Below are 25079 nucleotides of genomic sequence, written 5' to 3' on the forward strand. Positions count from 1 at the left end.
ATGGCAGACGACCACCGGCACAACGGAGCGTCCGCCGCGCCGCTGCCGTTTCTGCGCTTCGGGCCCCGCCCCGACCGCACCACCTGCACCGGCTGGCAGGAGTGGCAACTCACCCGCGGCCTCTTCGTCCCCGCCCCGCGCCTATCCCGCGCCGAGTTCGACGCCCTCTCCCCGCGCGGGCGCAGCGTGCACAACCTGCACCGCACCGCGACACACGTGAACATGCGACTGCTGGAGACCCCGATGAGCGCCGCGGTCGTGGAGGTGATGCGCGACCGCATCGACAACAACGCCCTGCGCTTCGGCCCCGGCACCCGCGACGGGCTGATGATCACCGGCGGCGGCTACCAGGGCAAGACCGAGACCGTCTGCGAGGCATCCGCCGACTTCGACGACTTCTGGAAGAACCTGTGCCGCCAGCTCAACCCCGCCGCCCTGCCCGGCACCCGCGACCTGTTCGCCCCCGTCGCCTACTGCCAGACGCCGGTCCGCTCCACGCCGATGGCCCTGTGCGAGGCCATCCTGGACTTCTACCACGCCCCCTACGGACGCAACCTGCGCGGCATGATCCGCAACGTCCGCGCCTCCATCAGAGCCCACGGAACCTCCGTACTGCTGCTGGACGACATCACCCGGCTGAAGATGCACCGCGAGGACGACCAGGACACCCTCGACCTGATCCGCGACCTCATGAGCCTGGACGTCACCCTGGTCCTGATCGGCGTCAACATCCCCCGCTCCGGGCTGCTGCGCGAGGGATGGTTCGACCCACGCACCCAGCAGTGGGTCCTCCCCGCACTCAAGGAGGGCCGCAGCTACAACCCGGACGCCTCCACCCAGACCGAGCGCCGCTTCGACCTGATCGAACTTGCCCCCTTCGACACCACCACCTCCGTCGGCACGACCGCGTTCGTCGAGCACCTGGCCGGCATCGAGGACCAGCTGCGCCTGTTCGACGCCGAACCCGGCATGCTCACCGGCGGCGACATGCCCGAATACCTCTACCGCCGTACCCACGGCGTCGTCGGCCTGCTGCGCCGGCTCATCGAGGACGCCTGCACCCGGGCGATCCGCACCGGCCTGGAGACCATCACGACCGACCTGCTGGAGACCATCACCATCAACCTCGGCAACGTCCCGGACCGCGACCCGGGCGCGGGAGAGATCCCCGACATCGACCTCACTCCCGAAAGTACGAAGCGCCTGCCGAAGAAGCGCAAGCGCGTCCGGAACACCGTCTTCGACGACCCCGGCACACCCGCGGCAGCCGAAGCGTGATCCGCGACCTCACCCCTTCCCAGCCACTGCCCCGCAGCCTCGCTCCGCTGCCGGACGAGATCCTGCCCGGCTACCTGATGCGCCTGGCCCACCGCGCGGGCACCACCGTGGACGAGATCGCCCACCGCACCGGACTACGCGGCCCGCGCGTCCGGAACCCGATGCTCCTCGGCTACCTCCACACCCTCGACGAAACCCGGCTGCAGGCCCTGACGGAGGCGACCCGGCTGACCCCGGCCGAGGCCCGCTCCCTGCTCCTGGGCCCTCTCGCCGCCCGCTACGGCCCGCTGGACCCGCACTACACCCGCCGCGCCACCCCGATGCGCGTCATCAACAACAACCCCTGGGTATGGACCACTACCTGGCGCTACTGCCCCCAGTGCCTCGCCGGCGATCCGGACGATGCCATCCAGCAGCTCCACGGCGGGGCTTGGCGGCGCCACTGGCGTCTGCCGCCCGTCTTCTCCTGCCTCACCCACCGCAGGCTCCTACGGCATCTGTGCCCCGGCTGCCACACGCTCGTCGCCACCGCCGAGATGATCGACCGCACCGACGAAGACGACCTCCATCCCACCCAGTGCCGACGACGCGGGTGCGGCACCCAACTGGCCGACCCCCAGTGCCATGCGGAACCGGGCCTGGACGCGCCTACCCGACGCGTCCTCGACCGCCTCCAGCGCCGCTTCGCCAGGCTGCTGTCCCCCTCCGCACCGCCCACCGTCCGCAGCACCGGATGGCCGATCCCCGCAGCCCAGTACTTCATGGACCTGCGAACCGTCACCGCCCTGACCCTGCTGTCCTGGCCCGCCGCCCGCCCCCTGTGCGCGACGCCACTGCTCGTCCAGGTCCTCGACGCCGAAGCCGCCTGGCGGCACCGCGAGTACGAGCGGCTGCTGCGCGGCGCCAAGAAGCACAGCTCCCAGGCGTTCCTGCACCCCGCCGTCGACGCCCTGGCCGGAGCCGCCGCAATGCACGTGGCCGATCACCTCCTGCGCCTGGACGAGGCACGGGCTCGCGCCGCACTCGAACCCCTGACGGAGGCCGCTGCTTCCCGCGCTACGGCGCTCACCACTTATCTGCGGCATCTCCCAGGGAGTTCCCTCCCCCTCCAACTGGCCCTCACCTCGCGCGCCCCGCGAGGAGCGGGCAGGCGGTGGCTGGCCGACGCGCTCCACGAACACGACCGTCGCCGTACGCATGATGTGGCCTGAGCGCGGAACCGGGCCCTCGACGAGGGCGGTGGCACGGCGACGACACTTGTGGATCTATGCGTGTTCCGCACGCATGCCCACTGTCGTGTGGTGCACGTCTGCGGTTCCTGGCGACCTGCCAGCCCCTTGTCGTGTCGGTGGAGGGCTCGAACCCCTCCGCCTCCACCCTTACGTACGCAACTGTTCAGATCTGGCGGGACGTCGCCAGATCTCTCGGGATGAAACGGCTCGTGCGAGTTATCTCCGGCGAGGTCCGTCCTCTACCTCTTGGGGACGAGATCGCCGAGATTGCCGACAAGGCTAGCGATTTCATCGGGACGCTCCTGTGCCCAGATAGCGAGGAAAGCGTTGGCGACGACCATTCCCGCAGTGAAGTCTAGGTCCTCGCCAATCTGCTCGAAAACCACATGGCGGTCGCGGTTGGTCAGGGCTCGATCGCGGACCACTTGCTTGACCCGCTCCTGCTCGCTGGTCGGGAGCTGCATGGAGACCGTGAGCCTTGCCGCGACGTGCTCCAGTCGATCCAGTACGACGTCGAAGATATGAGCCTCCGGATCCCCCTGACCGGGGAGAGTGAAGATCCGCCGATCGGGATCCGCCTTGTCTGCTTGATCCCCATCGACGAGGCAGACGGAAGGGAAACTGGAAGTCGGATCCAAATTATGTTGCTCGTTGACTTTGATTGCAGGGTCCGCTCCCCCCATTCCATGGATTTTGACCGCATTGAGTTCGATCCCGCCGTGATAGCGCAATGCGGTTGTGACCATGAGTTCGGCGAACGCATCTTCAACAAAGACTGCGAGTTTGGCGTCGATCTGGCCGGTGATGGTCCGAAGCGCCTTGATGTCCAGTTTTCCCTGGAGCACCTCGCCGTTGTAGGCAGCCCAAATCGCCTTGGAGGGCAGTGGATCCAAGGCGTCGTTGCTGTGCGTCGTGAAGATCACTTGGCATGACTTGCGCAAGGCCACATCGATCAAGTACTCAACGATTCGGCGGGTCGCAATGGGGTGTAGTCCGTTTTCGATCTCCTCAATCAAAATAATGGCTCCATCGGGAGCTTCCTCGATGTCGGAGACGATGCGGATCACGCTGGCTTCGCCAGCCCCGAAGTGAAATTCGGAATACTCGCTACCATCGGAGTTCCGGGCTGCGAACATAGTTGCCCGCCCCTGTGAATCGATCGAGAGGCGATTGCAGCCCTGCATCTCCTTGGCGAGAATCTTTTCTACTGCATCGACTACTGGAGACGAGAGCGCCACCTCGTGTTCAGCGACGAACTTGTTTCCCACCGCTTTGACGAGCTCTCTGCGTTCGGTGGCAGGAACCGTGCGTGATACGCCGAAGAGCAGTACGGGCCGGTCGATTGCCTTACGGTTCCACTTCAACTGCGGGAAGCTTGCGGTCCGCTGGAGGGGGAGGCGTGGATTGAGCTTCTTGTCGATTAGCTCGTACTCGATGACCCAGTCCTTCATGCTGGCGTCGTAGCGGCCACTCTTGGCAAAGAATTCTCCTGGCGCGATGTCTTTGTAGGCGATGCCGGCGGCGCCGAGGATGGTCGTTTTCCCGCCACCATTGGGTCCCACGACTGCCGTTACGGGAAAGTCGAAGCTGACAACCCGATCGTTGAATCCGCGCACTCGCTTCAGCGTGATCCGGCGCAGGTAAGCCCCGTAGTTGGCCGAGGCAACCTTATCTTCGAGGCGCCGGATGTCGCCCTCGCGGATCTCGCTGCGGAAGTCGTCCATGGAAGCCTGTCCCCTGTTCGCGGTTGCCCACTCTAGTAAGCGCGCGAGGAGGCCGCCGTCTCGCGCGGATATGGGGCCAGAGTACGCGTGTTGTGCGCGCAGAGGTGGGTTGTTCGCGCGGTGGAGGGTTCCCTGGGTTGGCCTGCGGCTGCCGCCTGTCTGGCGGACCGCGAGTGTTCGACCAACCCTCGCCAGGGTGGGAAGGAGCCGAGAAGGGGACGTCCGCCGACTGTCGACTTCCAACGCGTGCAGCGCGTCTTACAAGGCACGGGCCTTGACCGACTTCTCCATCCGCTCCCTCTGTTTCCTGGTGCCCGCTGTGCCCGGCTGCCCGCTGTGGGCGCAGCGGACACCCTCGATGACCAGGAGCGTAGAAGGATTTTGCCCGCCCTGCCCGCCCTTTCGGACAACCTGCTCCCGCACCCGGCACGGTCGTCCTGCCCGGCCGCTGGGGTCGGGCGAACACCCAGGAGGGGAACCATGGACAAGCCCGTGCCCACCACCCGCCGGCTCGCCGGCGCCGCGCTCGCCAGTCTCGTCAACGGGGCTGCCTGGGCGCTGGGTTCGAAATGTGTGGCGGGCCTTGTGTGGTGGGTGCAACACCGTTAGCCGCCCTGGGCGGGCGGGCCCGGATTCGCTCCGGGCCCGCCCCCGAACCCGCTACGTTCGTGTGCATGGGTCTTGCCGCGCAGTACTTCCACGAACGCGATTCCAACCGTCGCCTGGGCATCACCTCTGCCGAGGCGCTGTGGGAGTGGGTGCAGGCTGGTGGCGCTGACGGGCTGACCTCGAACGAGTGGCCGCTAGCACCGGGCGAAGATGTCTTCTTCCGCGGGCAGCCCAGTACCGAGTACGGCCTGTCCTCCAGTCTGTACCGTGTCTGCCGCGCACGCCCCGCCGCACCGGAGGCCGGTGTCCCCAACCGGGTGGACGAGCACGTGATGGCCGGAACGGAGCGCGCGGTCATTGACGCCATGCGGCGCGAGGGCATCGGACGGCGCATGACGGATGGGCAACTACTTGCCGTTCTGCAGCACCACGGTATTCCCACCCGGCTCATCGACGTCTCCGAGTCTCCCCTGGAGGCTCTCTTCTTCGCGGTCGACCAGCAGCACGGTGTCGACGGACGACTCTTCATGCTCCACCTGCACCGCGATGCCGCACAGTCGGTGGACACGATCGACTTCTCCCAACAGGCGTTGGAATGGGCCGATGCTACGCACGGACGGCGCCGAGCCAAGGGTGAGTGGACCCAGCAGGTCGCCGTGGTCGACCAAGCCCCGCTCGATCCCCGGATGCAGGCGCAGCGCGGGCGGTTTCTCGTCGGCGGCCTCAACCGGCGTTACGGCGGGCGCTCCTACCGAATCGACGGATCCAATGTTCCAGGAGACCAGTACCCCGACATCTCGACCCTGGGCGTCAACTTCCTCAACAGCGTCAAAGGGAAGCCGAACATGAACTGGTCTGCGACGGGATGGACTCTGCGTGTCAGCTCGTCGTGGAAGCCCGAGCTCCTTGAGCGCCTGGCCGGGCAGGGAATCGACCCCGACTCCATGTATCCGCCGCTCGGTGAGGTCCGACGGCTCGGGCTGCAGGTGGCCCGTGACGCGGCAAAGGGTCTCACCGAGGCATCAGTGTCCTGACCCGGCAGACAAGTCGAGTGGAGGCGATCACCAGCATGCCGGTCGGTACAGGTACGGGGGCGGGTGAGTGACACCCGCCCCGGCGCCGGGAGTGTTGAGGCTTTCCCGACGGCCGTGTGTGCGGTGTGATCCGAGCCCACCAGGTAGCCGAACGCGTCGCCCGCACCTCCTCTGGCCCGTCCGCGTCCTTCATTGCCGCGGCTGCCCTTACTACCGCCCCCGCCACGACGCCCGGCGGCGCGCTCTGAGTGGCGCGGAGCCATCGAAGACGCTCCGGGGATCAGTCCTCGAGCCCCGCGCACCAGTGAAGAAGACCACTGACAGGCGGTGGAAGGCGCAAGGCGGGACGGTGTCCGTCTGCTCCACTGGTGTCACAGGCCGCCCGGCCAGCGCGGTGGGTCGGCAAGATGAAGCCTGGCGAGATCGTCGTGGAGCCAGGCATAGGCGTAGTTGATCGCCGGGGTGTCGCCGTACAGCTCCGGCTCGGAAATCGAATGCTCGGTGTACGGGCGCGCCCAGTACGACACCGGCCCAGCCGGTCCCACCCCGTTCGCTGCGCTGAGCTTTCTCGCGGGCATTGCGAGGAGGTCGTCGCCCTGGACCAGCGTCAAGTCGACCAACGGCGCGCCGGGCGCAATGCGTTCGCGCAAGCTCAGTAGTAGTGCGGGAGGTTCATCCGGGTCGGCGGGCACCTGGAGAGCTCCGGTGATCTGTGCTGCAGAGGCGGTCAGCCCCAGTGTGTCATGCAGCAAGGGGAACCAGGCCGTCACCAGGGCGCGGTAAATCTCAACCGCGGCAGTGAGGACCTGGCAGGCCAGGCGATGGAACTGCGGCGGCGAGTAGGCGTTCCAGATCCACTCACCGCCGCAGTCGGGCTCCGGATAGGGGCGGTGCAGCGTGCCGTCCGATCCCACCGCGCTGCCGCTTTCCAGCGTCTCCTGAAGGTGGCGCAGTTCGGCGGGCGTGGTGACGAGCCGGCCATTGTGGCCGATACGAACTGCGGTGGAGCTTCTGCGGAGCCGGGCACGGATGACGGCGAGGGCGTCCTCGGCGGGCATCGGGGCGTGATCGCGTTCGTGTCGGCCGAGCAGGGCCTTTGCGGTGAGGTATAGGCGTTCGGCCGTGTGCGGATGGCAGCCGGGTAGCGGCAGGTCCTTGTTCGTACACAGGTCGGTCAGGCGGTTGGCGACGAGGCCGAGGGCCCAGTGCCAGGGCCAAGCTTCGTGGTCGGCAGCCACGAGTCCGTACCACGGTTGTACGGGCCTGATTCGGCGATCACGTTCAAGGCACCGGTGCTCGAAAGGGATCTGGAGCGCGGGGGTACCTGCTCCGCTGCGGGGCAGCAGTTGTGCGCTCAGCCGGTGGTCGTCCCAGCGGGCGTCGACCGTCAGCGGGCCACCTCGGCTGTAGAGGACGCCGGAGGCGGGTGCCAGCCGGTCTGTCCAGGTATCCCAGGCCTGTTGCATGCGACGGACGGTCTCCGCCCGTGTAAGACGGGGAAGTGGCTGGTCTCCTGGATCAGCAGCCACCAGGTCACGGGGGCCGGGAACGGCCTCGTGGACGGCCCATGCCGCCGCCCCCGGCCAACGGGCAGCGATCCGCTGGATGAGATCGCTGCCTTGGTCCCAGCTACCGTCGGCGACCGCTAGGGCAAGCCCGCCCCGCCATATCGCCAGCTGGTCAGGATCCTCCAGGACCGTATCCGGGAGCTCGCCGGCGAGAACGGCCTGGCCGGCGAAGTACTGCTCCAGCACGGGCAGCGCGAACTCCACGGTCCGGCCCCGGATCACGACGAGACGGCTAGCGCGGAGAGTTTCGAGGCTGTCGGCATCGCCCAGCTGTGCGGCTGGCGCCCGCCCCCCTGCGGCAAGCGAGGCCGCGGCGAGCCTAGTCAGCAGGCGGCGTGCCTGCGGCTCGGGCGCACCGGAGAGCCGGACACCGCGTTCGGCCAGCGCATGCAGGAACGCCACCTGTCGTGCGGGAAGATGACGGTCTTCACGCTGCAGCGCGGCGGCGATCACCGCAAACAAAGGACGCCGCAGCGCCTGAGAAACCTCCGTGCTCACCCTCTCCAGTGCCCCCGCGCGACCGCCCAGCCGCGCGATCAGGGCGTCGGCCTCCTCTAGTGACAGAGCAGGGCATACGTGTCGCTGGTCGACGGGCACACCAGTGAGGCGGAAGCCGCGCCGGGTAGTAACGATGACCCGCCACGACGGGTGCAGTACAGCCAGGGTCCGCGCCTGGGCCAACAGGTCCTCGCCTCGGGTTAGACCAAGCTCGTCCAAACCGTCCAGCACGAGCCGCACCGGGCGAAGAGCGGGATCCCCCACCGGGGTCGCGGCCTCCTCTACCGCCCGTGGTAGATCCGCCAGGACCTGCCGGGCCGGAAGGAACACGGGGATCGCAGCCTGCGGATCCGTACGTGCCGCGGCGATGTCGGCGGCGTGCAGCCGCTCCACGCTCAGCGACTTGCCCGATCCGAGATCACCCTCGAGCACCGCGAACCCAGTCTCGGGAAGGCGACTCCACCACGCCCGAGGATCTCCGAGCGAGAGGTCATCAGCGCAATCGGTCGCATCATTGGGCTCGGCGCCCGCCGCGATCCATCTGCTCACCATCCGCTGCCGGCCAGCAGCGGCTAGCCGGTCCAGCACCGCCGCCCCGGTGAGAACGGCCTCCGGATGTCGCGGCGGGGTCCGGGGCAACTGCGCCTCGTCCAGCAAGGTGCGCCACCGGCTCTCATCGCATCGCTCACCAGCCCACTCGCTCCAAAGCCTGACCACAGCGATCAACTGCTCGCTGCTGTTGGAGGCCGGCGTCTTCGCGTTGTCCCACTCCTCGTGCAGCCACTCCCCAAGGCGTCTGTCCAACGACGAACCCCGGCCACCGGCCAACCGCGCGACATCACGGCGCGAATATTTTTGCCCTGTCCGTCTACAGGCGGTCTTGGCTTTTGCCTCCAGAGTCCGCAACTCGTCATACAGTTCCCGAGCCTTGGGCGGCCTGCCCATCCACGCTCTCATCTCTCTTCGTGCTGTTGTTGCCAGCCGCCCGTTTCGGTGACGGCGGTCAACGACAGGTACCAGACCAACCAGTGAATCCGAGATCGTTGGCTGTGGGGAGGGAGCCTAGTGATCTCACTCGTCCCGCTGAAGGTAAGGACGGGTGTGAACTGACCTGCGGGTGCCAGGGCAGGAAAGGCATCGGAAGCTCGCCCCGCTCGCTCTGTTTCAGGGACCTGGCGTCGTGGGCATTCATGTCCCGTCTCTCTAGAAGTGGGCCATATCGGTGCGCTGACCTCGGATGGTTCAGATTGACTGAGACGGGACAGGCTGACTCGTCTCGCTCAACCTGAGCAGTGTGCGCAGTCCCCGGACTACGTGTCTTGGGGATGCCGGTGAGTGCGCCACAGATGTCTGAGGGCTTCGAGTTCAGTTCGGGGGAAGTGCTCACCCCACTTGCCTCGGTAGCGGCTCTCGCCATAGCTCTGTGCGACCTCGTCGAAGCAGCGAATCACTGCGCGGGCGAGCTGGTGGATGCCCAGCTGACTCGACCAGATCTCGGTTCCCTTGTTGTCGTGGTCGCTGCCGTCGCGCAGTGCGAGCACGCGGATCCAGGTGTCCTCGCCTTCGCGGTAGAAGATCCACCGGTAGGCGGTCGGCTCGGCCTCGAACTGGGCGCGGGTCTCTGCCTCACCGGCGATGAGTCGGGCCACCGCAGTCAGGAACTCCTCGGGCGCATTGCTGATGTAGGACGCGGTGAGCTCGACCCTCGCCCGGTGATCTTCAAGGGAGCAGTCGGCCCACCCGGATCCCGTCAACGTCCAGGTGATGCGCATGCCTGATGTCACGGCTGCTCCCCGGCGAGGAAGGTCCGGACGTCGGCCGCCAGGGTAGCCATCTGCTCGCCGGCCTCCAGCCAGGTGGTCACCGAGGCGCCCCAGCCACCGGCGGCCTGTGGCCACGGCCGCACGGTCCAGGTCAATCCGACGTAGCCGCCGGATCGGAAGACGGCCGACACCGTCAGGTCCCGATCGTTGGTCTGCCAGCTCCGTTCGCCGTCCCATCCCCGGTAGTCGGCAACGAGGTCTTCCAGAAACGTGGTGAGATCGCTGTCCCAGATCCAGGCGACGACCTCGTTGACGCGAGCAGCCAGGCCCGGGGCCCGTAGCTCGACGGCATAGTGCACGGAGTCCGCGTCGAAGCTGAACCGGTCGCAGAACGTCACGCCCACAGAGGAGGTGTCCTGGCAGCGGATGGTCACGCTGGACTTGTCGTCGTGGTAGTCGGCTGGGGATGTCATGCGCGGAACGCTAGGTCAGTGCTGCCTTGATCGTCATCCAGATTCGGCGCTGACCAGGTTGAGAAACCGTAGGTAGCCAGAGGCGCAGGTGGTTCGGGTGGACCGAGACTAGGCCACCTTCAGCGAGACGCATCAGTGCAGGGCTGACGACAGTTGCCGCGACAACGCGACAGTTAGCGTGACGAGGCACACGGCGGCGCCCCGGGACACGCGAGCACTATTGCAAGCATCTGCTTGCAATAGTTAGCAGACGGTGGCAGGGTACGGAGCATGGCATCGCTCAACGTCGGCAATCTCGGCAGCCTCGGCGAGTACCTGCGCGAGCAGCGGCGCACCGCGCAGCTCTCGCTGCGGCAGCTCGCCGACGCCGCCGGGGTCTCGAACCCGTACCTCAGCCAGATCGAGCGCGGCCTGCGGAAACCCAGCGCCGAGGTGCTCCAGCAGGTCGCCAAGGCGCTGCGGATCTCGGCCGAGACGCTCTACGTGCGGGCCGGGATCCTCGACGAGAAGGACCGGGAGGAGCTGGAGACGCGGGCGGTCATCCTGGCCGATCCCTCGATCAGCGAGCGGCAGAAGCAGGTGCTGCTCCAGATCTACGACTCCTTCCGCAAGGAGAACGCCGCGGAGAACGCCGCGGAGTCGGAAGCAACCAGCTAGCACGTTCCACCGGGAGGACCACCAGCATGGCCATCATCGACGAACTGCGTACCCCCCTCTACTTCGCCGCCGGCACCGCCGAGCTCGCCGTCCGGCAGGCCCGCAAGGTGCCCGGCCTGATCGAGCAGCTCGCCGCCGAGGCGCCCGGCCGGTTCGAGGCCGTCCGGAACACCGACCCCAAGGTCGTGCAGGAGAAGGTCACCGACCGGGCCAAGGAGGCCCAGACCGTCGTCCAGGCGAAGGTCGCCGAGGTCGTCGGCGGCCTCGACACCGACCTCAAGAAGCTCGGCGAGACCGCGCAGGACCTGGCCCTGCGGGGCGTCGGCATGGCCGTCGAGTACGCGGTGAAGGCGCGCGAGAAGTACGAGGAGGTCGCCGCCCACGGCGAGGAGGCCGTCCGCGCCTGGCGCGGCGAGACCGCCGAGCCGGCCACCGAGATCACCGTCGTGGTCGAGCCCGTCTCCGAGCCGGAGGCAGAGGCCGAGCCGGCCGCGGCGCCCCTGGCCGAGGTGCCCGCGCAGGAGGCGGCCGGACCGGAGGCCGCGAAGGCTCCCGCCCGCAAGCCCGCCGCCCGCAAGGCCGCCGCGAAGAAGACCGCCGCCAAGGCGGCGGACGAGACCGCCGTCCCGGCCGGCGAGGCCGAATAGCGGACCCGGGCACGATTCCTGGGGCCCGGAGCGTTGAAACGGGTACCTTGACCGCGAGGCGTACGTACCCCATGACCCCCTAGGCGGTGTTCAGCATGCTGATGGACCGGTTCGACAACACCCTCAACCTGCTGATGTTCCTGGTCTTCACCGGCTTCGCCGTCGCCTCGTTCGTGATCGCGGCGCTGGTCCGCGAGGACGCCTACCGGGCCGCCGACAAGCAGACCAAGAAGTTCTGGCTGATCCTGCTCGGGGTCAACCTCGCCCTGAACCTGTTCCTGCCCGGCCTCCTCTTCCTGCTCATCGCGGGCCTCGTCGCCGCCATCGTCTTCATGGTGGACGTGCGGCCCGCGCTCAAGCAGGTCATGGGCGGGGGCGGCGGCGGCCGGCGGGGCGGCTCCAGCAGCGACGGGCCGTACGGGCCGTACAACGGCGGCCGGTAGAGCTCGCACCCCGGCAGAGGGGGCACGTGTCGGGCGGGGTCCGGGGAGGTCGTCCCCAGGCCCCGCCCGCTTGGTCATCCCCGGTTCCTGTCCCGTTCCAGGGCCAGCAGGGCCACGTCGTCCGTCAGCTCGCCGCCGTTCAGCGTCCGGGCCTCGGCCATCGCCGCCTCCAGGAGCGCCTCGCCGCGCAGGCCGCCGGCCAGCTGCCGGTTGATCATCTCGACCATGCCGTCCTGCCCGAGCCGCGCCGAGCCGGGGCCCGCCGTCCGGCCCTCGATCAGGCCGTCGGTGTAGAGCAGCAGGCTCCACGCCCCGCCCAGCTCGACCTGCCGGCGCGGCCAGCGGGCGCGCGGCAGCAGGCCCAGGGCCGGGCCCCCGTCCTCGTACGGCAGGAGCCGCGCGGTGCCGCCGCGGTGGGCGACCAGCGGGGCCGGGTGCCCGGCCAGGCAGAGCCCGGCCCGGCGCCCGTCGGGCGCGATGTCGACCGTGCAGAGGGTCGCGAAGATCTCCTCGCTCTCCCGCTCGTGCTCCAGGACCTGCTGGAGGGTGGAGAGCAGCTCGTCCCCGCAGAGCCCGGCGAAGGTCAGGGCGCGCCAGGCGATCCGCAGCTCGACGCCGAGCGCGGCCTCGTCCGGGCCGTGGCCGCAGACGTCGCCGATCATGGCGTGGACGGTGCCGTCCGGGGTGCGGACGACGTCGTAGAAGTCGCCGCCGAGCAGCGCGCGGGACCGGCCGGGCCGGTAGCTGGCCGCGAACCGCAGGTCGGAGCCGTCCAGGAGCGGGGTGGGCAGCAGGCCGCGCTCCAGCCGGGCGTTCTCCTGGGCGCGCAGCCGGGACTCGGCCAGCTTCACCTTGGCGGCGTCGTTGCGCTTGCGCTCGACCGCGTACCGGATGGCGCGGCTCAGCAGCCGGCCGTCCAGCTCCTCGCGGAAGAGGTGGTCCTGGGCCCCGACCCGTACCGCCTCGGCGGCCAGCTCGGCGTCGGCGGAGGGGGCCAGCGCGAGGACGGCGTGCCGGGGCGCGAGGCGCAGGATGTGCCGCAGCGGGGCGAGCGGGTCGCCGTCGCCCGAGCCCCGGGGCGCGGGCAGCGAGAGGTCGACGAGCACGCAGTGCACGTCGTCGGTGAGCAGCCGCTCGGCCTCGGTGAGGTTGCGGGCGGTGCGGATCCGGACCCGGGTGCCGCTCGCGCCGGCGGCGTCGAGCAGTTCGGGTACGGCGAGGGCACCCGCCGGGTCGTCCTCGACGACCAGGAGGGTGAGGTCGGTGCGGTCTCGGTCGGTTCCTGTGCCTGTGCCGGTTCCTGTGTCTGTCACAGCGGTGGCTTCCATGGCGGTGGCGTCCATGGCGGTGGTGTCGCCTTGCCCCGCAGCAGAGACGATTCTCTGGCGCGGTACGGATACGGGCATCGGTCCGGGTTTCCTTCCCTCCCCCGAGGGTGCGCCGGGCGCCGGGTGGCGGCCCGCCCGTCCGGGACCATAGCGGCAGTCCGGCGCGCAGCGGAATGGCGATCACTCCGTGGGCGGCCGGCTCTTCTTTGGCATATGCCGCGGAAGGGGAGGTAGTTGTGCCCGGAGCGGGTGCGGGCGGGCCCCGGACCCATGAGAAAGGTCACTCGCGCCGGATCTGTCAGGTCGCGCGCGGGGGCCCGGGTCCGCGGCCCCGCGCTGGGCCCTCGTGCTCGGGTGACCCGCGGCCCCCGCGCCCGGGAGGCCCTCGGCCCCGGCCTCAGGTGACCTGCGGCCCCCGTGCCCGGGAGGCCCTCGGCCGCCGTCCTCAGGAGGGACGGACGATGCCGAGGATCTCCATCGAGCCGGCGCCCGCGACGGTGACGTTCCGCCCGGGGCGGGGCGCGTGGACCATCTTCCCGTCGCCGATGTACATGCCGATGTGGCTGGCGTCCCGGTAGTAGACGATCAGGTCGCCGGGGCGCATGTCCTCCGGCTGCACGCGGGGGAGCAGCCGCCACTGCTCCTGCGAGGTGCGCGGGATCCTCTTGCCGGCGGCGGCCCAGGCGGACTGGGTCAGGCCGGAGCAGTCGAAGGAGTCGGGGCCCTCGGCGCCCCACACGTACGGCTTGCCGACCTGGGCGAGGGCGGACTCGATGGCCTTGCGGCCCTCGGGGGTGGCCTCGGCGGTGAGTTCGGCGAGTATGCCGGAGCCGAGCCACTTCGTCTGGGCCTGCTGCCGGGCCAGCTCCTCCAGCCGGCGGAGCCGCTCGCGCTCCTCGGCGGCGAGCTCGCTCTCCAGTTTCCTGGCGGCGGCGATCTTGTCGTTGATCTCCTTCTTCGCCTCGGCCTGGCGGACCCGGTCGGCCTCCAGCCGGGTCCAGTTGTCGCCGGCCTCGGAGGCGTAGGTGTTCAGCTCCGCCTGGGCGCGCGAGAGTTCGGCGATGAGGTCGGTGGTGGCCTTGGCGCCCTCGCGGAGCCGGCCGGCGGTGTCGAGGAAGAGCTGCGGGTCGCCGGTGAGGACGAGCTGGGCGCTGTCGGGGATGCCGCCGCTGCGGTACTGGGCGCGGGCGGTGGCGCCGGCCTGGGCCTTGAGGGTGTCGATCCGCTTCCGGCCGTTCTCGATCATGCGGGCGAGCCGGACGATCTCGGCGGACTGCTTCTCGGTGCGCTCCTCGGCGAGGTTGTACGCGTCGGTGGCGGCGGCCGCCTGCCGGTAGAGCCCGTCGATCTCCGTACGCACCTGTTCGAGGGTCTTCTTCGGCGGGGGCGGCGGCAGCGGGGCGGCGGCGGCCTGGAGGGTCAGCGCGGGCGTGGCCAGCAGGGCCAGGGCGCAGGCCACGGTGACCGCGGCGGCGGCGTACGGACGTCGGCGTCCTCGGTTCACTGGTTCCCCCTCGTGACCGCGGTACCCCCTCGGCCACTTTCTGATTTACCGTCAGTAACTTGTGGTGGTCCTGGCGATAGTGCCACGCGGAAACGGAAAACGACAGGTCCCCCGCCAGAGTGACGGCCGATGGGCCGGTGGCGTTCCCGCGGCAGGGGGACGCGGGCGTGTCGTGGTGCGCCGGAGGCCCCAGGGCACCCGCCGGTCCCCGTGTCACCCGCCGGACCTCGCGTCCCCCCGGCGGCTCGCGGAGTACGGGACCCCTCACGTCCCCCGCGGCTCGCGGCCCCTCACGTCCCCCTCGCCTCCCGGGGCGCGAGCGCGTCCCAGCGGACCGTCACCTCGCCCTGCCGCCACCGCCGGGGACCGTCGACGACCGGCCAGTCGGCCGCCAGGTCGCGGACCGAGCGGATCCAGCGCTGCCGGGCCCCCAGCGAGGCGTACGGCGCGGCCGCCGCCCAGGCCCGGTCGAAGTCCCGCAGGAAGGCGTGGACCGGCTCGCCCGGCACATTGCGGTGGATCAGCGCCTTCGGCAGCCGCTCGGCCAGGTCCGAGGGCCGTTCCAGGGAGCCCAGCCGGGTCGCGAAGGTGACCGTGCGCGGCCCGCCCCGGTCCAGCGCCACCCACACGTGCCGGCGCCCGATCTCGTCGCACGTCCCCTCGACGAGCAGCCCGCCCGGCGCGAGCCGCCCGCACAGCCGCGCCCAGACCGCCGCGACCTGCTCCTCGTCGTACTGGCGCAGCACGTTCGCGGCCCGGATCAGCGCGGGCGCGCCGGGCACCGGCACCTCGAAGCCGCCGTGGACGAAGGACAGGCCCTCGCCCTCGTACGGCTTCGCGGCCTCGACCCGCGCCGGCTCGATCTCGATCCCGTACAGCAGGGTGCGGGGGTCGGCGGTGCGCAGCCGGGCGAGCAGCTCGACGGCGGTCCAGGGGGCGGCCCCGTACCCCAGGTCGACGGCGACGGGCGGCTCGGGGGAGCGGCGCAGGGCGGGGCCGTGGACGGCGGCGATCCAGCGGTCCATGCGGCGCAGCCGGTTGGGGTTGGTGGTCCCGCGGGTCGGGGTGCCGACGGGGCGGGTGGTGCGCGGGGCCATGCGACGAGGGTACGTGGCGGGCGCACGCGCGCGTACGGCTGCCGACCGCGTACGTTCCGGGCACGCGCGTACGGCCGCCGCCGGCCGTGTACGACCCCGGCACGCGCGCGTACGGCCGCCGCCGGCCGCGTTCGGCCCGGGCAATGAATTGGCAAAGTGCCCCGGTGGCGGAAATGAAAGAGGTCGCTCCGGTGTTGTGAGGGGCCGGAGGACGTGTGCGCCCTCCTTCAGGCATGTCCGGCGGACCCGGACGCGCCGGTGCGGCCGCCCCTGGCCGAACAGCCCCGCCAGGCACCTCTCGCGGAAGGACCGCCGACGTGAGCCAGTACGTGTCCCGGTTCGCCGGCACCCGGCACCGGCACCCGGCAGCCCCCTCCCGGCTCCGGCTTCCCGGCCGCCACCGCACCCCCCGCCGGGTCGCCATGCTCTCCGTGCACACCTCCCCGCTCCACCAGCCGGGCACCGGCGACGCGGGCGGCATGAACGTCTACATCGTCGAGCTCGCCAAGCGGCTCGCGGCCATCGACATCGAGGTGGAGATCTTCACCCGGGCCACCACCGGCGGCCTGGCCCCGGTCGTCGAGCTGGCCCCCGGGGTCCTGGTGCGGCACGTCGACGCCGGGCCGTACGAGGGGCTGGCCAAGGAGGAGCTGCCGGCCCAGCTCTGCGCCTTCACGCACGGCGTGATGCAGGCGTGGGCGGGCCACCGCCCCGGCCACTACGACCTCGTCCACTCGCACTACTGGCTCTCCGGCCACGTCGGCTGGCTCGCCGCCGAGCGGTGGGGCGTCCCGCTCGTGCACGCCATGCACACCATGGCCAAGGTCAAGAACGCCTCGCTCGCCGAGGGCGACACCCCCGAGCCCGCCGCCCGGGTCATCGGCGAGACGCAGATCGTCGCCGCCGCGGACCGGCTGATCGCCAACACCACCGAGGAGGCCGACGAGCTGGCCCGCTTCTACGAGGCGGACCCCGGCAAGATCGCGGTCGTCCACCCCGGGGTGAACCTCGACCGCTTCCGGCCCGCCGACGGCCGGGCCGCCGCCCGCGCCCGCCTCGGCCTGCCGCGGGACGCCTTCGTCCCCGTCTTCGCCGGCCGCATCCAGCCCCTCAAGGCCCCGGACATCCTGCTGCGCGCCGCCGCCCTGATGGTCGACCGCGACCCCTCGCTGCGCTCCCGGATGGTGGTGCCGGTGGTCGGCGGTCCCAGCGGAAGCGGCCTCGCCAAGCCGGAGCAGCTGCAGAAGCTCGCCGCCACGCTGGGCATCGCCGATCTGGTGCGCTTCCACCCGCCGGTGGGCCAGGAGCGGCTCGCGGACTGGTTCCGGGCCGCGTCGGTCCTCGTCATGCCCTCGTACAGCGAGTCGTTCGGTCTCGTCGCGATCGAGGCGCAGGCGACCGGCACGCCGGTCGTCGCCGCCGCGGTGGGCGGACTTCCGGTGGCCGTGCGGGACGAGCGGACCGGTTTCCTGGTGCAGGGTCACGACCCCGTCGACTACGCGCGCGTGCTGGATCGTTTCGCCGCGGATCCGGAGCTCACCGCGCGGATGGGCGACGCGGCCGCCCGGCACGCCGAGTCCTTCGGCTGGGACACGGCCGCCTCGGGCACCGCCGACGTGTACACGGCCGCCATGCACGACCACCGGCAGCGCGCGCACCACCGTCGCGTACGCTCCCACCATGGCTGACGCTCAGGACGCTCAGGACACGCGGGACACCCGGCGGATCGTCGAGGACACGCTCACCGACGCGGAGCTGGAGTGGGAGAGCCCCGACCCCGGCTCGTACGTGGTCAAGCTCCCCGGCACCCGCAAGCTGTCCACGACCCTGTCGCTGCGGATCGGCCGGCACTCCCTCTCGCTCAACGCCTTCGTCGTCCGCCACCCCGACGAGAACGAGGCCGGCGTCCACCGCTGGCTCCTCGAACGGAACCTCAAGCTGTACGGGGTGGGGTACGCGATCGACCAGCTCGGCGACATCTACCTGGCCGGCAAGCTGCCGCTGGCCGCCGTCACGCCGGAGGAGCTGGACCGGCTGCTCGGCTCGGTCCTGGAGGCGGCGGACGGCGACTTCAACACGCTGCTGGAACTCGGCTTCGCGTCGGCCATCCGGCGGGAGTACGCCTGGCGGGTCTCCCGCGGGGAGTCGACGCGGAACCTGGACGCGTTCAGGAGCCTGACGCGGGAGACGGCTGCTTCCGCTCCGGCTCCGGCTCCGGCTCGGCCGGAACGGGACTGACGGGCTCGTCCTCGCACAGCGCCCTGCGCAGCCGCACGGTGTAGCCGACGGCGGCGAGGAGGCCGATCGCGAAGCAGCCGGCCCACAGCACGTCCGAGCCCGGCCCGTCGACGACCGCGCCGGCCACGACCGGCGCGACGAAGGCGGCGACCGCCCACGACATGCCCATCACGCCCTGGTAGCGGCCGCGGGCGTGCTCCGGGGCGAGCCGGGCGGTGGCGGCGGCGTTCGTCGGCACGTGGACCATCTCGCCGACCGTCCACACGACGACGGTCGCGGCGAAGGCGACGGCCGACCCGGCCAGCGCGGTGGCACCGGTGCCGACGGCGAAGAGCAGCGAGGCCACGGTCAGCAGCACCACCGGCGAACGCCGGTCGGTCACCTTGTTCACCAGCAGCTGGAAGCCGACGATCACGATGCCGTTGACGGCGATCACCATGCCGTACGAGGACGGCGACAGGCCCTGCTCGGCCATGGTCAGCGGCAGGCCGATCCAGGGCGCGGTGAAGACCAGGCAGATCAGCAGATTGAGCAGGACGAGGGTGCGGAAGGGCGCGTCGCGCAGCACGTCGAGCATGGACACCCGCTCGTCGTCCTTCTTCTCCCCGGCCTTGGCCTCCGTCCTCTCGGGCCGGGTCTCCGGCAGCCGCAGGAAGACGATCACCGCGCACAGGGTGGTGGCGACGGCGTCGACGACGAAGAGGGTGCGGTAGCCGAGGACGGCGGCGACGCCGCCCGCGATGGAGGCGACGGCGAAGCCCAGGTTGAGGGCCCAGTAGTTGAGGGCGTAGGCGCGGCGCACGTCGTCGGCGGGGACCATGTCGGCGATCGTCGCGTTGATGGAGGGCCGGACCGCCTGCATGGCGACGCCCATCAGCAGGACGACGAGGGCCACGCCCCAGGCGCTGGTGACGAAGACGAGCGCGGCGGCGCAGGCGGCGGCCGCCAGGTGCATGGTGACCATCGTGGGACGGCGGCCCCAGTGGTCCGTCAGGGCGCCGCCGAGCGGGGAGCCGGCGACGCCGCCGAGGCCGTGGAGGGCGACGACGAGACCGGCGAACCAGGCGGAGTGCCCGAGCTCGGTCGTCAGGTAGAGGGAGAGGAACGTCAGGACGAAGGCCCCGGTCCGGTTCACCAGGGTCGACAACCACAGCCACCAGAAGCCCTGCGGCAGACCGGAGACGGTCGCGACCGCCGATCGTCTGAGCGAGTCGATGGACATGTGTGGGCGCCCCCTGCGTGCTGTAAGTCCCTCCAACGGCACTCGAAACTTACGCATCTCGGCTGGCGGACGCCAGCGAATTGACGACGCGCGTCAATCGTCAGCGGTCCATTAGGCTCGTACGCATGGCCGACGCACCGTACAAGCTGATCCTCCTCCGCCACGGCGAGAGCGAGTGGAACGAGAAGAATCTGTTCACCGGATGGGTGGACGTGAACCTCACCGCGAAGGGTGAGAAGGAGGCGACGCGCGGCGGCGAGCTGCTCAAGGACGCCGGCCTGCTCCCCGACGTCCTGCACACCTCCCTCCAGAAGCGCGCCATCCGCACCGCGCAGCTCGCGCTGGAGGCCGCGGACCGCCACTGGATCCCGGTCCACCGCTCCTGGCGCCTGAACGAGCGTCACTACGGCGCCCTCCAGGGCAAGGACAAGGCCCAGACCCTCGCCGAGTTCGGCGAGGAGCAGTTCATGCTCTGGCGCCGCTCGTACGACACCCCGCCGCCGGCCCTCGCCGACGACAGCGAGTACTCGCAGGCCGCCGACGCCCGCTACGCGACGATCCCGCCGGAGCTGCGCCCGCAGACCGAGTGCCTCAAGGACGTCGTCGAGCGCATGCTCCCGTACTGGTACGACGGCATCGTCCCGGACCTCCTCGCCGGCCGCACGGTCCTGGTCGCCGCCCACGGCAACAGCCTCCGCGCCCTGGTGAAGCACCTCGACGGCATCTCCGACGCCGACATCGCGGGCCTCAACATCCCCACCGGCATCCCGCTCTCCTACGAGCTGGACGAGAACTTCAAGCCCCTCAACCCCGGCGGCACCTACCTCGACCCGGAGGCCGCCGCGGCCGCCATCGAGGCCGTCAAGAACCAGGGCAAGAAGTAACTCTCACCCACGAAAGAGCCCCCTCCTGCGGTTTCTCCGCCAGGAGGGGGCTTTCTCGTGGGCTGGGGCCGTCTGTGGGCCGTCAGGGGGACGGGGCCGTACGCTCGCCGGGCTCCGGTCCCTGCCTCGCCTCGGCCAGGGCGCCGGCGTTCCGCAGTACGGCGACGGCGTCGTCGGCCATGTCCTGAGGCCAGGTCTCCAGGATGGTGACGGGAGCCTGCCGGCTGAGCACCCTGCTGTGCCAGAGACTGAGCCCCGTCACCTCACGGACGGCCCGGACCACGTCCATCTCACGCGGCCCGCAGTCGAGAAGCACGACGTCGTAGGCCCGCTCATCACAGATCAAGGTGACGTACGCGGTCTCGTCCCCGTCATCCATCACGTCCCCCGCTTCCTCGGTGACGGGGAGCGTAGGCGCCCTCGAACAAGCCAGCCACGGCTTTTCGGCACGGTCAGTGCTCCTGGGCGCGGCCCTCCGCCTCGGCGCAGGCGGTGTCGCGGAAGGTGTCGAGGGAGGTCGTGCGGATCTCCTCGTCGAGGGTGTAGCGCACCTGGCCGGGCTTCAGGTGGGCCAGGTCCTCCGGGGTGAAGCGGACGGGGGACGCCTGCCAGGTGTCGTCGTCGGTCCAGCCCGCCAGCCGGTAGCCGCGGCCCTTCTCCAGGCGGCCGGTCTCCCGTTCCTCGGTCCACTCCTCGGCCGCCGGGGCGCCCGCGGTCTGCATCAGCGGCCAGGTGGTGAAGCCGGTGACCGGGCCGTCGTGCCGCCAGTCGCCGGTGATCTCCCGCGACTCGGGGGCGTCGTCGGGCTGGAGCACCGCGCCGTCGACGTGGTCGTGGCACATCAGGATCACCCCGAGCGGCGTGCCGTCCTCCGCCACCGACACGCCCGCCAGGCCGGCGGGCGCCGGCGAGCAGCCCGTGAGCAGCAGCGCGGCCGCTCCGGCCGCCGCCGCTGTCAGGAGGGTCGCTCGCGCGGTGGGCATGGCCGCAATTCTGGCGGGCGGGGTCGCCGATGCCCAGGGGTGACCGACGGTAATCCGAGGTGGCAGGGGGAGGGGGGCCGCTACCGTCCCGCCCATGACACGATCACCACGCCTGGAGCGGGTCACTCCCGCCACCGTGGACGCCGCCCTCGCCCTGCGCGTCCACCCCCATCAGGAGAAGAACGTCGCACCCGTCACGAAGTCGCTGGCCGAGGCGTACGCGTACGGGGAGAACGCCTGGCCCCGGCTGGTCTTCGACGGCGACCGGCTGGTCGGCTTCGTCATGGCCTTCCTCGACCTCGCCTGGCGCGGCGAGGAGGACCCGGCCGACCGCCGCAGCGGGCTGTGGCGGCTGAACATCTCCGCCGACGCCCAGGGCGCCGGGTACGGCCGCTTCGCCGTCGACGCCGTCGCCGAGGAGCTGCGCCGCCGCGGAGCCACCCGCATGTACGTCACCTGGGAGCCCGGCGCGGACGGCCCCGGGGAGTTCTACCGCCGGCTCGGCTTCCGCACCACCGGCGAGGAGAGCGGCGGCCAGACCGTCGGCGTACGGGAGCTGTGAGGAGGAGGGGGAGGGCCGGACGGGACCCTCCCCCTCCTCACCCGAGCCTCACGCCGGCCTCACGTCGGCCGTACGTCAGCTCACGTCAGCTCACGTCAGCCCGAGCAGCCGCCGCACTGGCACGGCGCCCCCGACTGGCAGCCGCAGCCGCAGCCGGAGCCGCAGCCGCAGGCGCCCAGGACGGGCAGGTGCGTCCGCCCGCGCGGGGCCTCCGCCGAGGTGTCGGTCGTGCTGGGGGAATCGGCCATGGGGTCCCTCCCTCGCGGGACGCGGATCGTCCCTCGTCCCCCATTCCATGCCCACCCGGACCGGCGCATCAACGGCGCACGGAAGCCCCGTGCGTCCGTACGCCCCCCGGTACGCCCTACGCGCCCTCGACCGGGGTGTCCTGCGGCTGCAGCTCGTCCGCGTGCTCGCCCGTCACCAGGTAGACGACGCGCTTCGCCACCGACACCGCGTGGTCGGCGAACCGCTCGTAGTACCGGCCCAGCAGCGTCACGTCCACGGCCGTCTCGATGCCGTGCTTCCACCGGTCGTCCATCAGGTGCTGGAAGAGCGCCCGGTGCAGCAGGTCCATCTCGTCGTCGTCCTGCTCCAGCTGCATCGCCAGGTCGACGTCCTTGGTGATGATCACCTCGGCGGCCTTCGCCATCAGGCGCTGCGCCAGCTGGCCCATCTGGAGGATGGTCGCGTGCAGGTCGTTCGGGACCGCGCGGTCCGGGAAGCGCAGCCGGGTCAGCTTGGCCACGTGCTGCGCCAGGTCGCCCGAGCGCTCCAGGTCGGCGCTCATCCGCAGCGACGTGACCACGATCCGCAGGTCCGTCGCCACCGGCTGCTGCCGGGCCAGCAGCGCGATCGCCCGCGCCTCCAGGTCGTGCTGGAGGTCGTCGACCTTCTGGTCCGCGGCGATCACGCTCTCCGCGAGCTTCAGGTCCGCGTCGAGCATCGCCGTGGTGGCGCGCCCGATCGCCGATCCGACCAGGCGGGCCATCTCGACCAGGCCCTCGCCGATCGAATCAAGTTCCTCGTGGTACGCGTCCCGCATGGATGTCCCTCTCTCCGGCAGTGCCTCTTCTTCGGTGGGGTCGCTCTGGACCCCCACGCTCCCACGTTCGGCCCCCCGGGCGTCCGGCTCCATCCCCTCGTATGAACCACCCCTGGCCTGAAGGTGAACTCTGGGCGACGCGGGCCACCGCCCCTCCCGGAGCAAATGAACCGGTCCCGTCCCCAGGGTGAACTCTGAGCGACGAGTGTTCGAGCAGCCACTCGGACGGCTGGGAGAGTGTCCGTGACCACGCATAACCTGGATGGCATGGACGTGAACGCGGCGGTCGCCGCATTGGCCGCGATCGCCGGCGTGTGCACCGGCGTGATCGCCATGCTGGCGTTCCGCTGGAGCGAGCGCGACCAGGCGCGACCCACCCGTACCTCCCTGCACACCGACGCCGTGCTGCCGCCCGGCGTCGACACCGTGCTCTCCGTACTGCGCTCCTCCGCCGTCGTGCTCGACGAGAGCGACTCCGTGGTGAAGGCGAGCTCGGCGGCGTACGCCCTCGGACTCGTCCGCGGCGGGAAGCTGGCCGTGGAGCCGATGCTCAACATGGCCCGCGACACCCGCAGGGACGGGGAGATACGCCAGGTCGAGCTGGACCTGCCCCGGCGCGGCGGCGGACGCGGCGAGGCCCTCGCCGTCTCCGCGCGCGTCGCCCCGCTGGGCTCGCGGCTCGTGCTGCTCCTGGTCGAGGACCTGACGGAGGCCCGCCGCATCGAAGCGGTGCGGCGCGACTTCGTCGCGAACGTGAGCCACGAGCTGAAGACCCCGGTCGGGGCGCTCTCGCTGCTCTCCGAGGCTGTCATGGACGCCTCGGACGACCCCGAGGCGGTCATGCGCTTCGCGGGCCGGATGCAGATCGAGGCGACCCGGCTGACCAACCTGGTCCAGGAGCTCATCGACCTCTCGCGGGTGCAGAACGACGACCCGCTGGAGGACTCCGAGCCGGTCTCCGTGGACGAGCTGGTCGCCGAGGCGATCGACCGCTCGCGGCACCCGGCCTCCACCAAGCAGATCACCATGGCCTCCGGCGGCGCGGCCGACCTGTACGTCTGGGGCAGCCGCGGGCAGCTCGCCGCGGCCCTCGGCAACCTGGTCGAGAACGCCGTCAACTACTCGCCGGCCCGGACCCGCGTGGGCATCGCCGCCCGCCGGGTCGCCGCGCCCGGCGGGGACCTCATCGAGATAGCCGTGACCGACCAGGGCATCGGCATCCCGGAGAAGGACCGCGAGCGGATCTTCGAGCGCTTCTACCGCGTCGACCCGGCACGCTCGCGTGCCACCGGCGGTACGGGGCTCGGGCTCGCGATCGTCAAGCACGTGGCCGCCTCGCACGGCGGAGAGGTCACGGTGTGGAGCACCGAGGGTCAGGGCTCCACCTTCACCCTGCGGCTGCCCGAGGCGGGCTCCGCACGGGACCGCCGGACCGCCGCCTCCTCCCTCACCCCCGATCTCATGACCGAACCGCTCCCTGCACCGGAGGTCCTTCCGTGACCCGAGTCCTTGTCGTCGAGGATGAGGAATCCTTCAGCGACGCCCTGTCGTACATGCTCCGCAAGGAGGGCTTCGAGGTCGCCGTGGCGGCGACCGGCCCCGACGGACTCGACGAGTTCGAGCGCAACGGAGCGGACCTCGTCCTCCTCGACCTGATGCTGCCGGGCCTGCCCGGCACGGAGGTCTGCCGGCAGCTGCGGGGGCGCTCCAACGTCCCGGTCATCATGGTGACGGCGAAGGACAGCGAGATCGACAAGGTCGTCGGACTGGAGATAGGAGCCGACGACTACGTGACGAAGCCCTTCTCCTCCCGCGAGCTGGTCGCCCGCATCCGCGCGGTGCTCCGCCGCCGCGGCGAGCCGGAGGAGGTCACCCCGGCGGCCCTGGAGGCCGGCCCGGTCCGCATGGACGTCGACCGGCACGTGGTGACGGTCGCCGGCGCCAAGATCGACCTCCCCCTGAAGGAGTTCGACCTCCTGGAGATGCTGCTCCGCAACGCGGGCCGCGTCCTCACCCGCATGCAGCTCATCGACCGCGTCTGGGGCGCCGACTACGTGGGCGACACCAAGACCCTCGACGTCCACGTCAAGCGTCTCCGCGCCAAGATCGAGCCCGACCCCGGCGCCCCCCGCTACCTGGTCACGGTCCGCGGCCTGGGCTACAAGTTCGAGCCGTAGGATCCGCCCCGGCCCCGCGGGACCGGACGGAGTCCGGCGCACGCAGGGCCGGGTCCGAGCCGTGAGCCCGCCCGGAGAGCGTCGTACGCCGAGAGGGGCGCCCCCAGCTGGGG

25 protein-coding genes are annotated in these 25079 nt (G+C 70.7%); 13 read left to right on the forward strand and 12 right to left on the reverse strand.

Translation table 11 applies throughout. From position 1 onward, the window contains the following. A complete protein-coding gene (locus ABFY03_RS20575) occupies positions 1 to 1278 on the forward strand; it encodes a TniB family NTP-binding protein (protein ID WP_346170553.1) in 1278 nt (425 codons plus the stop codon). Then, entirely contained in the window at positions 1275 to 2489 is a 1215-nt protein-coding gene (locus tag ABFY03_RS20580; RefSeq protein ID WP_346170554.1) for a TniQ family protein, read from the forward strand. Before ABFY03_RS20575 ends, ABFY03_RS20580 begins: the two co-directional genes overlap by 4 nt. Positions 2490 to 2749: 260 nt before the next feature. Here ABFY03_RS20580 and ABFY03_RS20585 read toward each other — a convergent pair whose 3' ends face one another. Next, positions 2750 to 4234 (reverse strand): ATP-dependent nuclease, encoded by a 1485-nt coding sequence (locus ABFY03_RS20585; RefSeq protein ID WP_346170555.1) that lies wholly within the window; start codon positions 4232 to 4234, stop codon positions 2750 to 2752. Between the two features lie 480 nt (positions 4235 to 4714). On the opposite strand from ABFY03_RS20585, the gene ABFY03_RS20590 reads away from it, so the two are divergent. Together ABFY03_RS20590 and ABFY03_RS20595 are read left to right on the forward strand one after the other, a co-directional pair. Next, complete coding sequence (locus ABFY03_RS20590; RefSeq protein ID WP_346170556.1) at positions 4715 to 4843, forward strand: hypothetical protein; 129 nt, start codon at positions 4715 to 4717, stop codon at positions 4841 to 4843. Between the two features lie 65 nt (positions 4844 to 4908). Then, a complete protein-coding gene (locus ABFY03_RS20595; protein ID WP_346170557.1) occupies positions 4909 to 5877 on the forward strand; it encodes an FRG domain-containing protein in 969 nt (322 codons plus the stop codon). A 371-nt stretch (positions 5878 to 6248) separates the two neighbouring features. Here ABFY03_RS20595 and ABFY03_RS20600 read toward each other — a convergent pair whose 3' ends face one another. From ABFY03_RS20600 to ABFY03_RS20610, 3 genes are all read right to left on the reverse strand, one after another. Further along, positions 6249 to 8888, reverse strand: coding sequence for an NACHT domain-containing protein (locus ABFY03_RS20600; RefSeq protein WP_346170558.1), 2640 nt, complete (start codon positions 8886 to 8888; stop codon positions 6249 to 6251). Positions 8889 to 9253: 365 nt separating this feature from the next. Then, positions 9254 to 9727: a hypothetical protein gene (locus tag ABFY03_RS20605; RefSeq protein WP_346170559.1), complete on the reverse strand. Its 474-nt coding sequence runs from the start codon at positions 9725 to 9727 to the stop codon at positions 9254 to 9256. Continuing rightward, positions 9724 to 10179, reverse strand: coding sequence for a DUF6228 family protein (locus ABFY03_RS20610; RefSeq protein ID WP_346170560.1), 456 nt, complete (start codon positions 10177 to 10179; stop codon positions 9724 to 9726). The genes ABFY03_RS20605 and ABFY03_RS20610 overlap by 4 nt, the downstream gene beginning before the upstream one ends. Positions 10180 to 10449: 270 nt before the next feature. Between ABFY03_RS20610 and ABFY03_RS20615 the strand changes: the two genes are divergently transcribed. The 3 genes from ABFY03_RS20615 to ABFY03_RS20625 all read left to right on the forward strand — a co-directional run bounded on the left by ABFY03_RS20615 (position 10450) and on the right by ABFY03_RS20625 (position 11926). Beyond that, a complete protein-coding gene (locus ABFY03_RS20615) occupies positions 10450 to 10836 on the forward strand; it encodes a helix-turn-helix domain-containing protein (RefSeq protein ID WP_386723669.1) in 387 nt (128 codons plus the stop codon). 26 nt (positions 10837 to 10862) lie between these two features. Then, positions 10863 to 11483, forward strand: a complete 621-nt coding sequence (locus ABFY03_RS20620) for a hypothetical protein (protein ID WP_346170561.1) — start codon at positions 10863 to 10865, stop codon at positions 11481 to 11483. A 95-nt stretch (positions 11484 to 11578) separates the two neighbouring features. Further along, complete coding sequence (locus ABFY03_RS20625; RefSeq protein WP_346170562.1) at positions 11579 to 11926, forward strand: DUF2516 family protein; 348 nt, start codon at positions 11579 to 11581, stop codon at positions 11924 to 11926. 74 nt (positions 11927 to 12000) lie between these two features. Here ABFY03_RS20625 and ABFY03_RS20630 read toward each other — a convergent pair whose 3' ends face one another. The 3 genes from ABFY03_RS20630 to ABFY03_RS20640 all read right to left on the reverse strand — a co-directional run bounded on the left by ABFY03_RS20630 (position 12001) and on the right by ABFY03_RS20640 (position 15855). Beyond that, complete coding sequence (locus ABFY03_RS20630) at positions 12001 to 13254, reverse strand: PP2C family protein-serine/threonine phosphatase (protein WP_386723671.1); 1254 nt, start codon at positions 13252 to 13254, stop codon at positions 12001 to 12003. 445 nt (positions 13255 to 13699) lie between these two features. Beyond that, entirely contained in the window at positions 13700 to 14758 is a 1059-nt protein-coding gene (locus ABFY03_RS20635; protein ID WP_319008901.1) for a C40 family peptidase, read from the reverse strand. Between the two features lie 290 nt (positions 14759 to 15048). Further along, entirely contained in the window at positions 15049 to 15855 is an 807-nt protein-coding gene (locus tag ABFY03_RS20640) for a class I SAM-dependent methyltransferase (protein ID WP_346170563.1), read from the reverse strand. 317 nt (positions 15856 to 16172) lie between these two features. On the opposite strand from ABFY03_RS20640, the gene mshA reads away from it, so the two are divergent. Together mshA and ABFY03_RS20650 are read left to right on the forward strand one after the other, a co-directional pair. Beyond that, on the forward strand, positions 16173 to 17543 hold the full coding sequence (gene mshA, locus ABFY03_RS20645) for a D-inositol-3-phosphate glycosyltransferase (protein WP_319008903.1): 1371 nt from the start codon (positions 16173 to 16175) through the stop codon (positions 17541 to 17543). After that, positions 17536 to 18093, forward strand: a complete 558-nt coding sequence (locus ABFY03_RS20650) for a type III secretion system chaperone family protein (protein ID WP_346170564.1) — start codon at positions 17536 to 17538, stop codon at positions 18091 to 18093. Before mshA ends, ABFY03_RS20650 begins: the two co-directional genes overlap by 8 nt. On the opposite strand, the gene ABFY03_RS20655 is transcribed toward ABFY03_RS20650, so the two are convergent. Beyond that, a complete protein-coding gene (locus ABFY03_RS20655; protein ID WP_346170565.1) occupies positions 18023 to 19315 on the reverse strand; it encodes an MDR family MFS transporter in 1293 nt (430 codons plus the stop codon). The two genes, ABFY03_RS20650 and ABFY03_RS20655, sit on opposite strands and share 71 nt — an antisense overlap. 125 nt (positions 19316 to 19440) lie before the next feature. Here ABFY03_RS20655 and ABFY03_RS20660 point away from each other — a divergent pair, with 125 nt between their 5' ends. Then, entirely contained in the window at positions 19441 to 20199 is a 759-nt protein-coding gene (locus ABFY03_RS20660) for a phosphoglyceromutase (RefSeq protein ID WP_319008906.1), read from the forward strand. 82 nt (positions 20200 to 20281) lie between these two features. On the opposite strand, the gene ABFY03_RS20665 is transcribed toward ABFY03_RS20660, so the two are convergent. Together ABFY03_RS20665 and ABFY03_RS20670 are read right to left on the reverse strand one after the other, a co-directional pair. Continuing rightward, positions 20282 to 20578, reverse strand: a complete 297-nt coding sequence (locus ABFY03_RS20665) for a ribosomal protein L7/L12 (RefSeq protein WP_346172274.1) — start codon at positions 20576 to 20578, stop codon at positions 20282 to 20284. 73 nt (positions 20579 to 20651) lie between these two features. Further along, the gene (locus ABFY03_RS20670; protein WP_319008907.1) at positions 20652 to 21182 is read right to left on the reverse strand and encodes a hypothetical protein; all 531 of its coding nucleotides are present in this window, start codon (positions 21180 to 21182) and stop codon (positions 20652 to 20654) included. A 94-nt stretch (positions 21183 to 21276) separates the two neighbouring features. On the opposite strand from ABFY03_RS20670, the gene ABFY03_RS20675 reads away from it, so the two are divergent. Beyond that, entirely contained in the window at positions 21277 to 21744 is a 468-nt protein-coding gene (locus ABFY03_RS20675; protein WP_319008908.1) for a GNAT family N-acetyltransferase, read from the forward strand. A 95-nt stretch (positions 21745 to 21839) separates the two neighbouring features. Here ABFY03_RS20675 and ABFY03_RS20680 read toward each other — a convergent pair whose 3' ends face one another. Next, positions 21840 to 21992: a hypothetical protein gene (locus tag ABFY03_RS20680; protein ID WP_346170566.1), complete on the reverse strand. Its 153-nt coding sequence runs from the start codon at positions 21990 to 21992 to the stop codon at positions 21840 to 21842. 116 nt (positions 21993 to 22108) lie between these two features. Further along, positions 22109 to 22789: a phosphate signaling complex protein PhoU gene (phoU, locus tag ABFY03_RS20685; protein ID WP_031009786.1), complete on the reverse strand. Its 681-nt coding sequence runs from the start codon at positions 22787 to 22789 to the stop codon at positions 22109 to 22111. Positions 22790 to 23056: 267 nt separating this feature from the next. Here phoU and phoR point away from each other — a divergent pair, with 267 nt between their 5' ends. Both phoR and phoP read left to right on the forward strand, forming a co-directional pair. Next, positions 23057 to 24289 carry a two-component system sensor histidine kinase PhoR gene (gene phoR, locus ABFY03_RS20690; RefSeq protein WP_030495563.1) on the forward strand — a complete coding sequence of 411 codons (1233 nt, stop codon included), beginning with the start codon at positions 23057 to 23059 and terminating at the stop codon, positions 24287 to 24289. Beyond that, positions 24286 to 24966, forward strand: coding sequence for a two-component system response regulator PhoP (phoP, locus tag ABFY03_RS20695; RefSeq protein WP_030495564.1), 681 nt, complete (start codon positions 24286 to 24288; stop codon positions 24964 to 24966). Before phoR ends, phoP begins: the two co-directional genes overlap by 4 nt. Positions 24967 to 25079 lie beyond the last annotated feature (113 nt).

This window comes from Streptomyces roseofulvus, assembly GCF_039534915.1.
Taxonomy (GTDB): domain Bacteria; phylum Actinomycetota; class Actinomycetes; order Streptomycetales; family Streptomycetaceae; genus Streptomyces; species Streptomyces roseofulvus.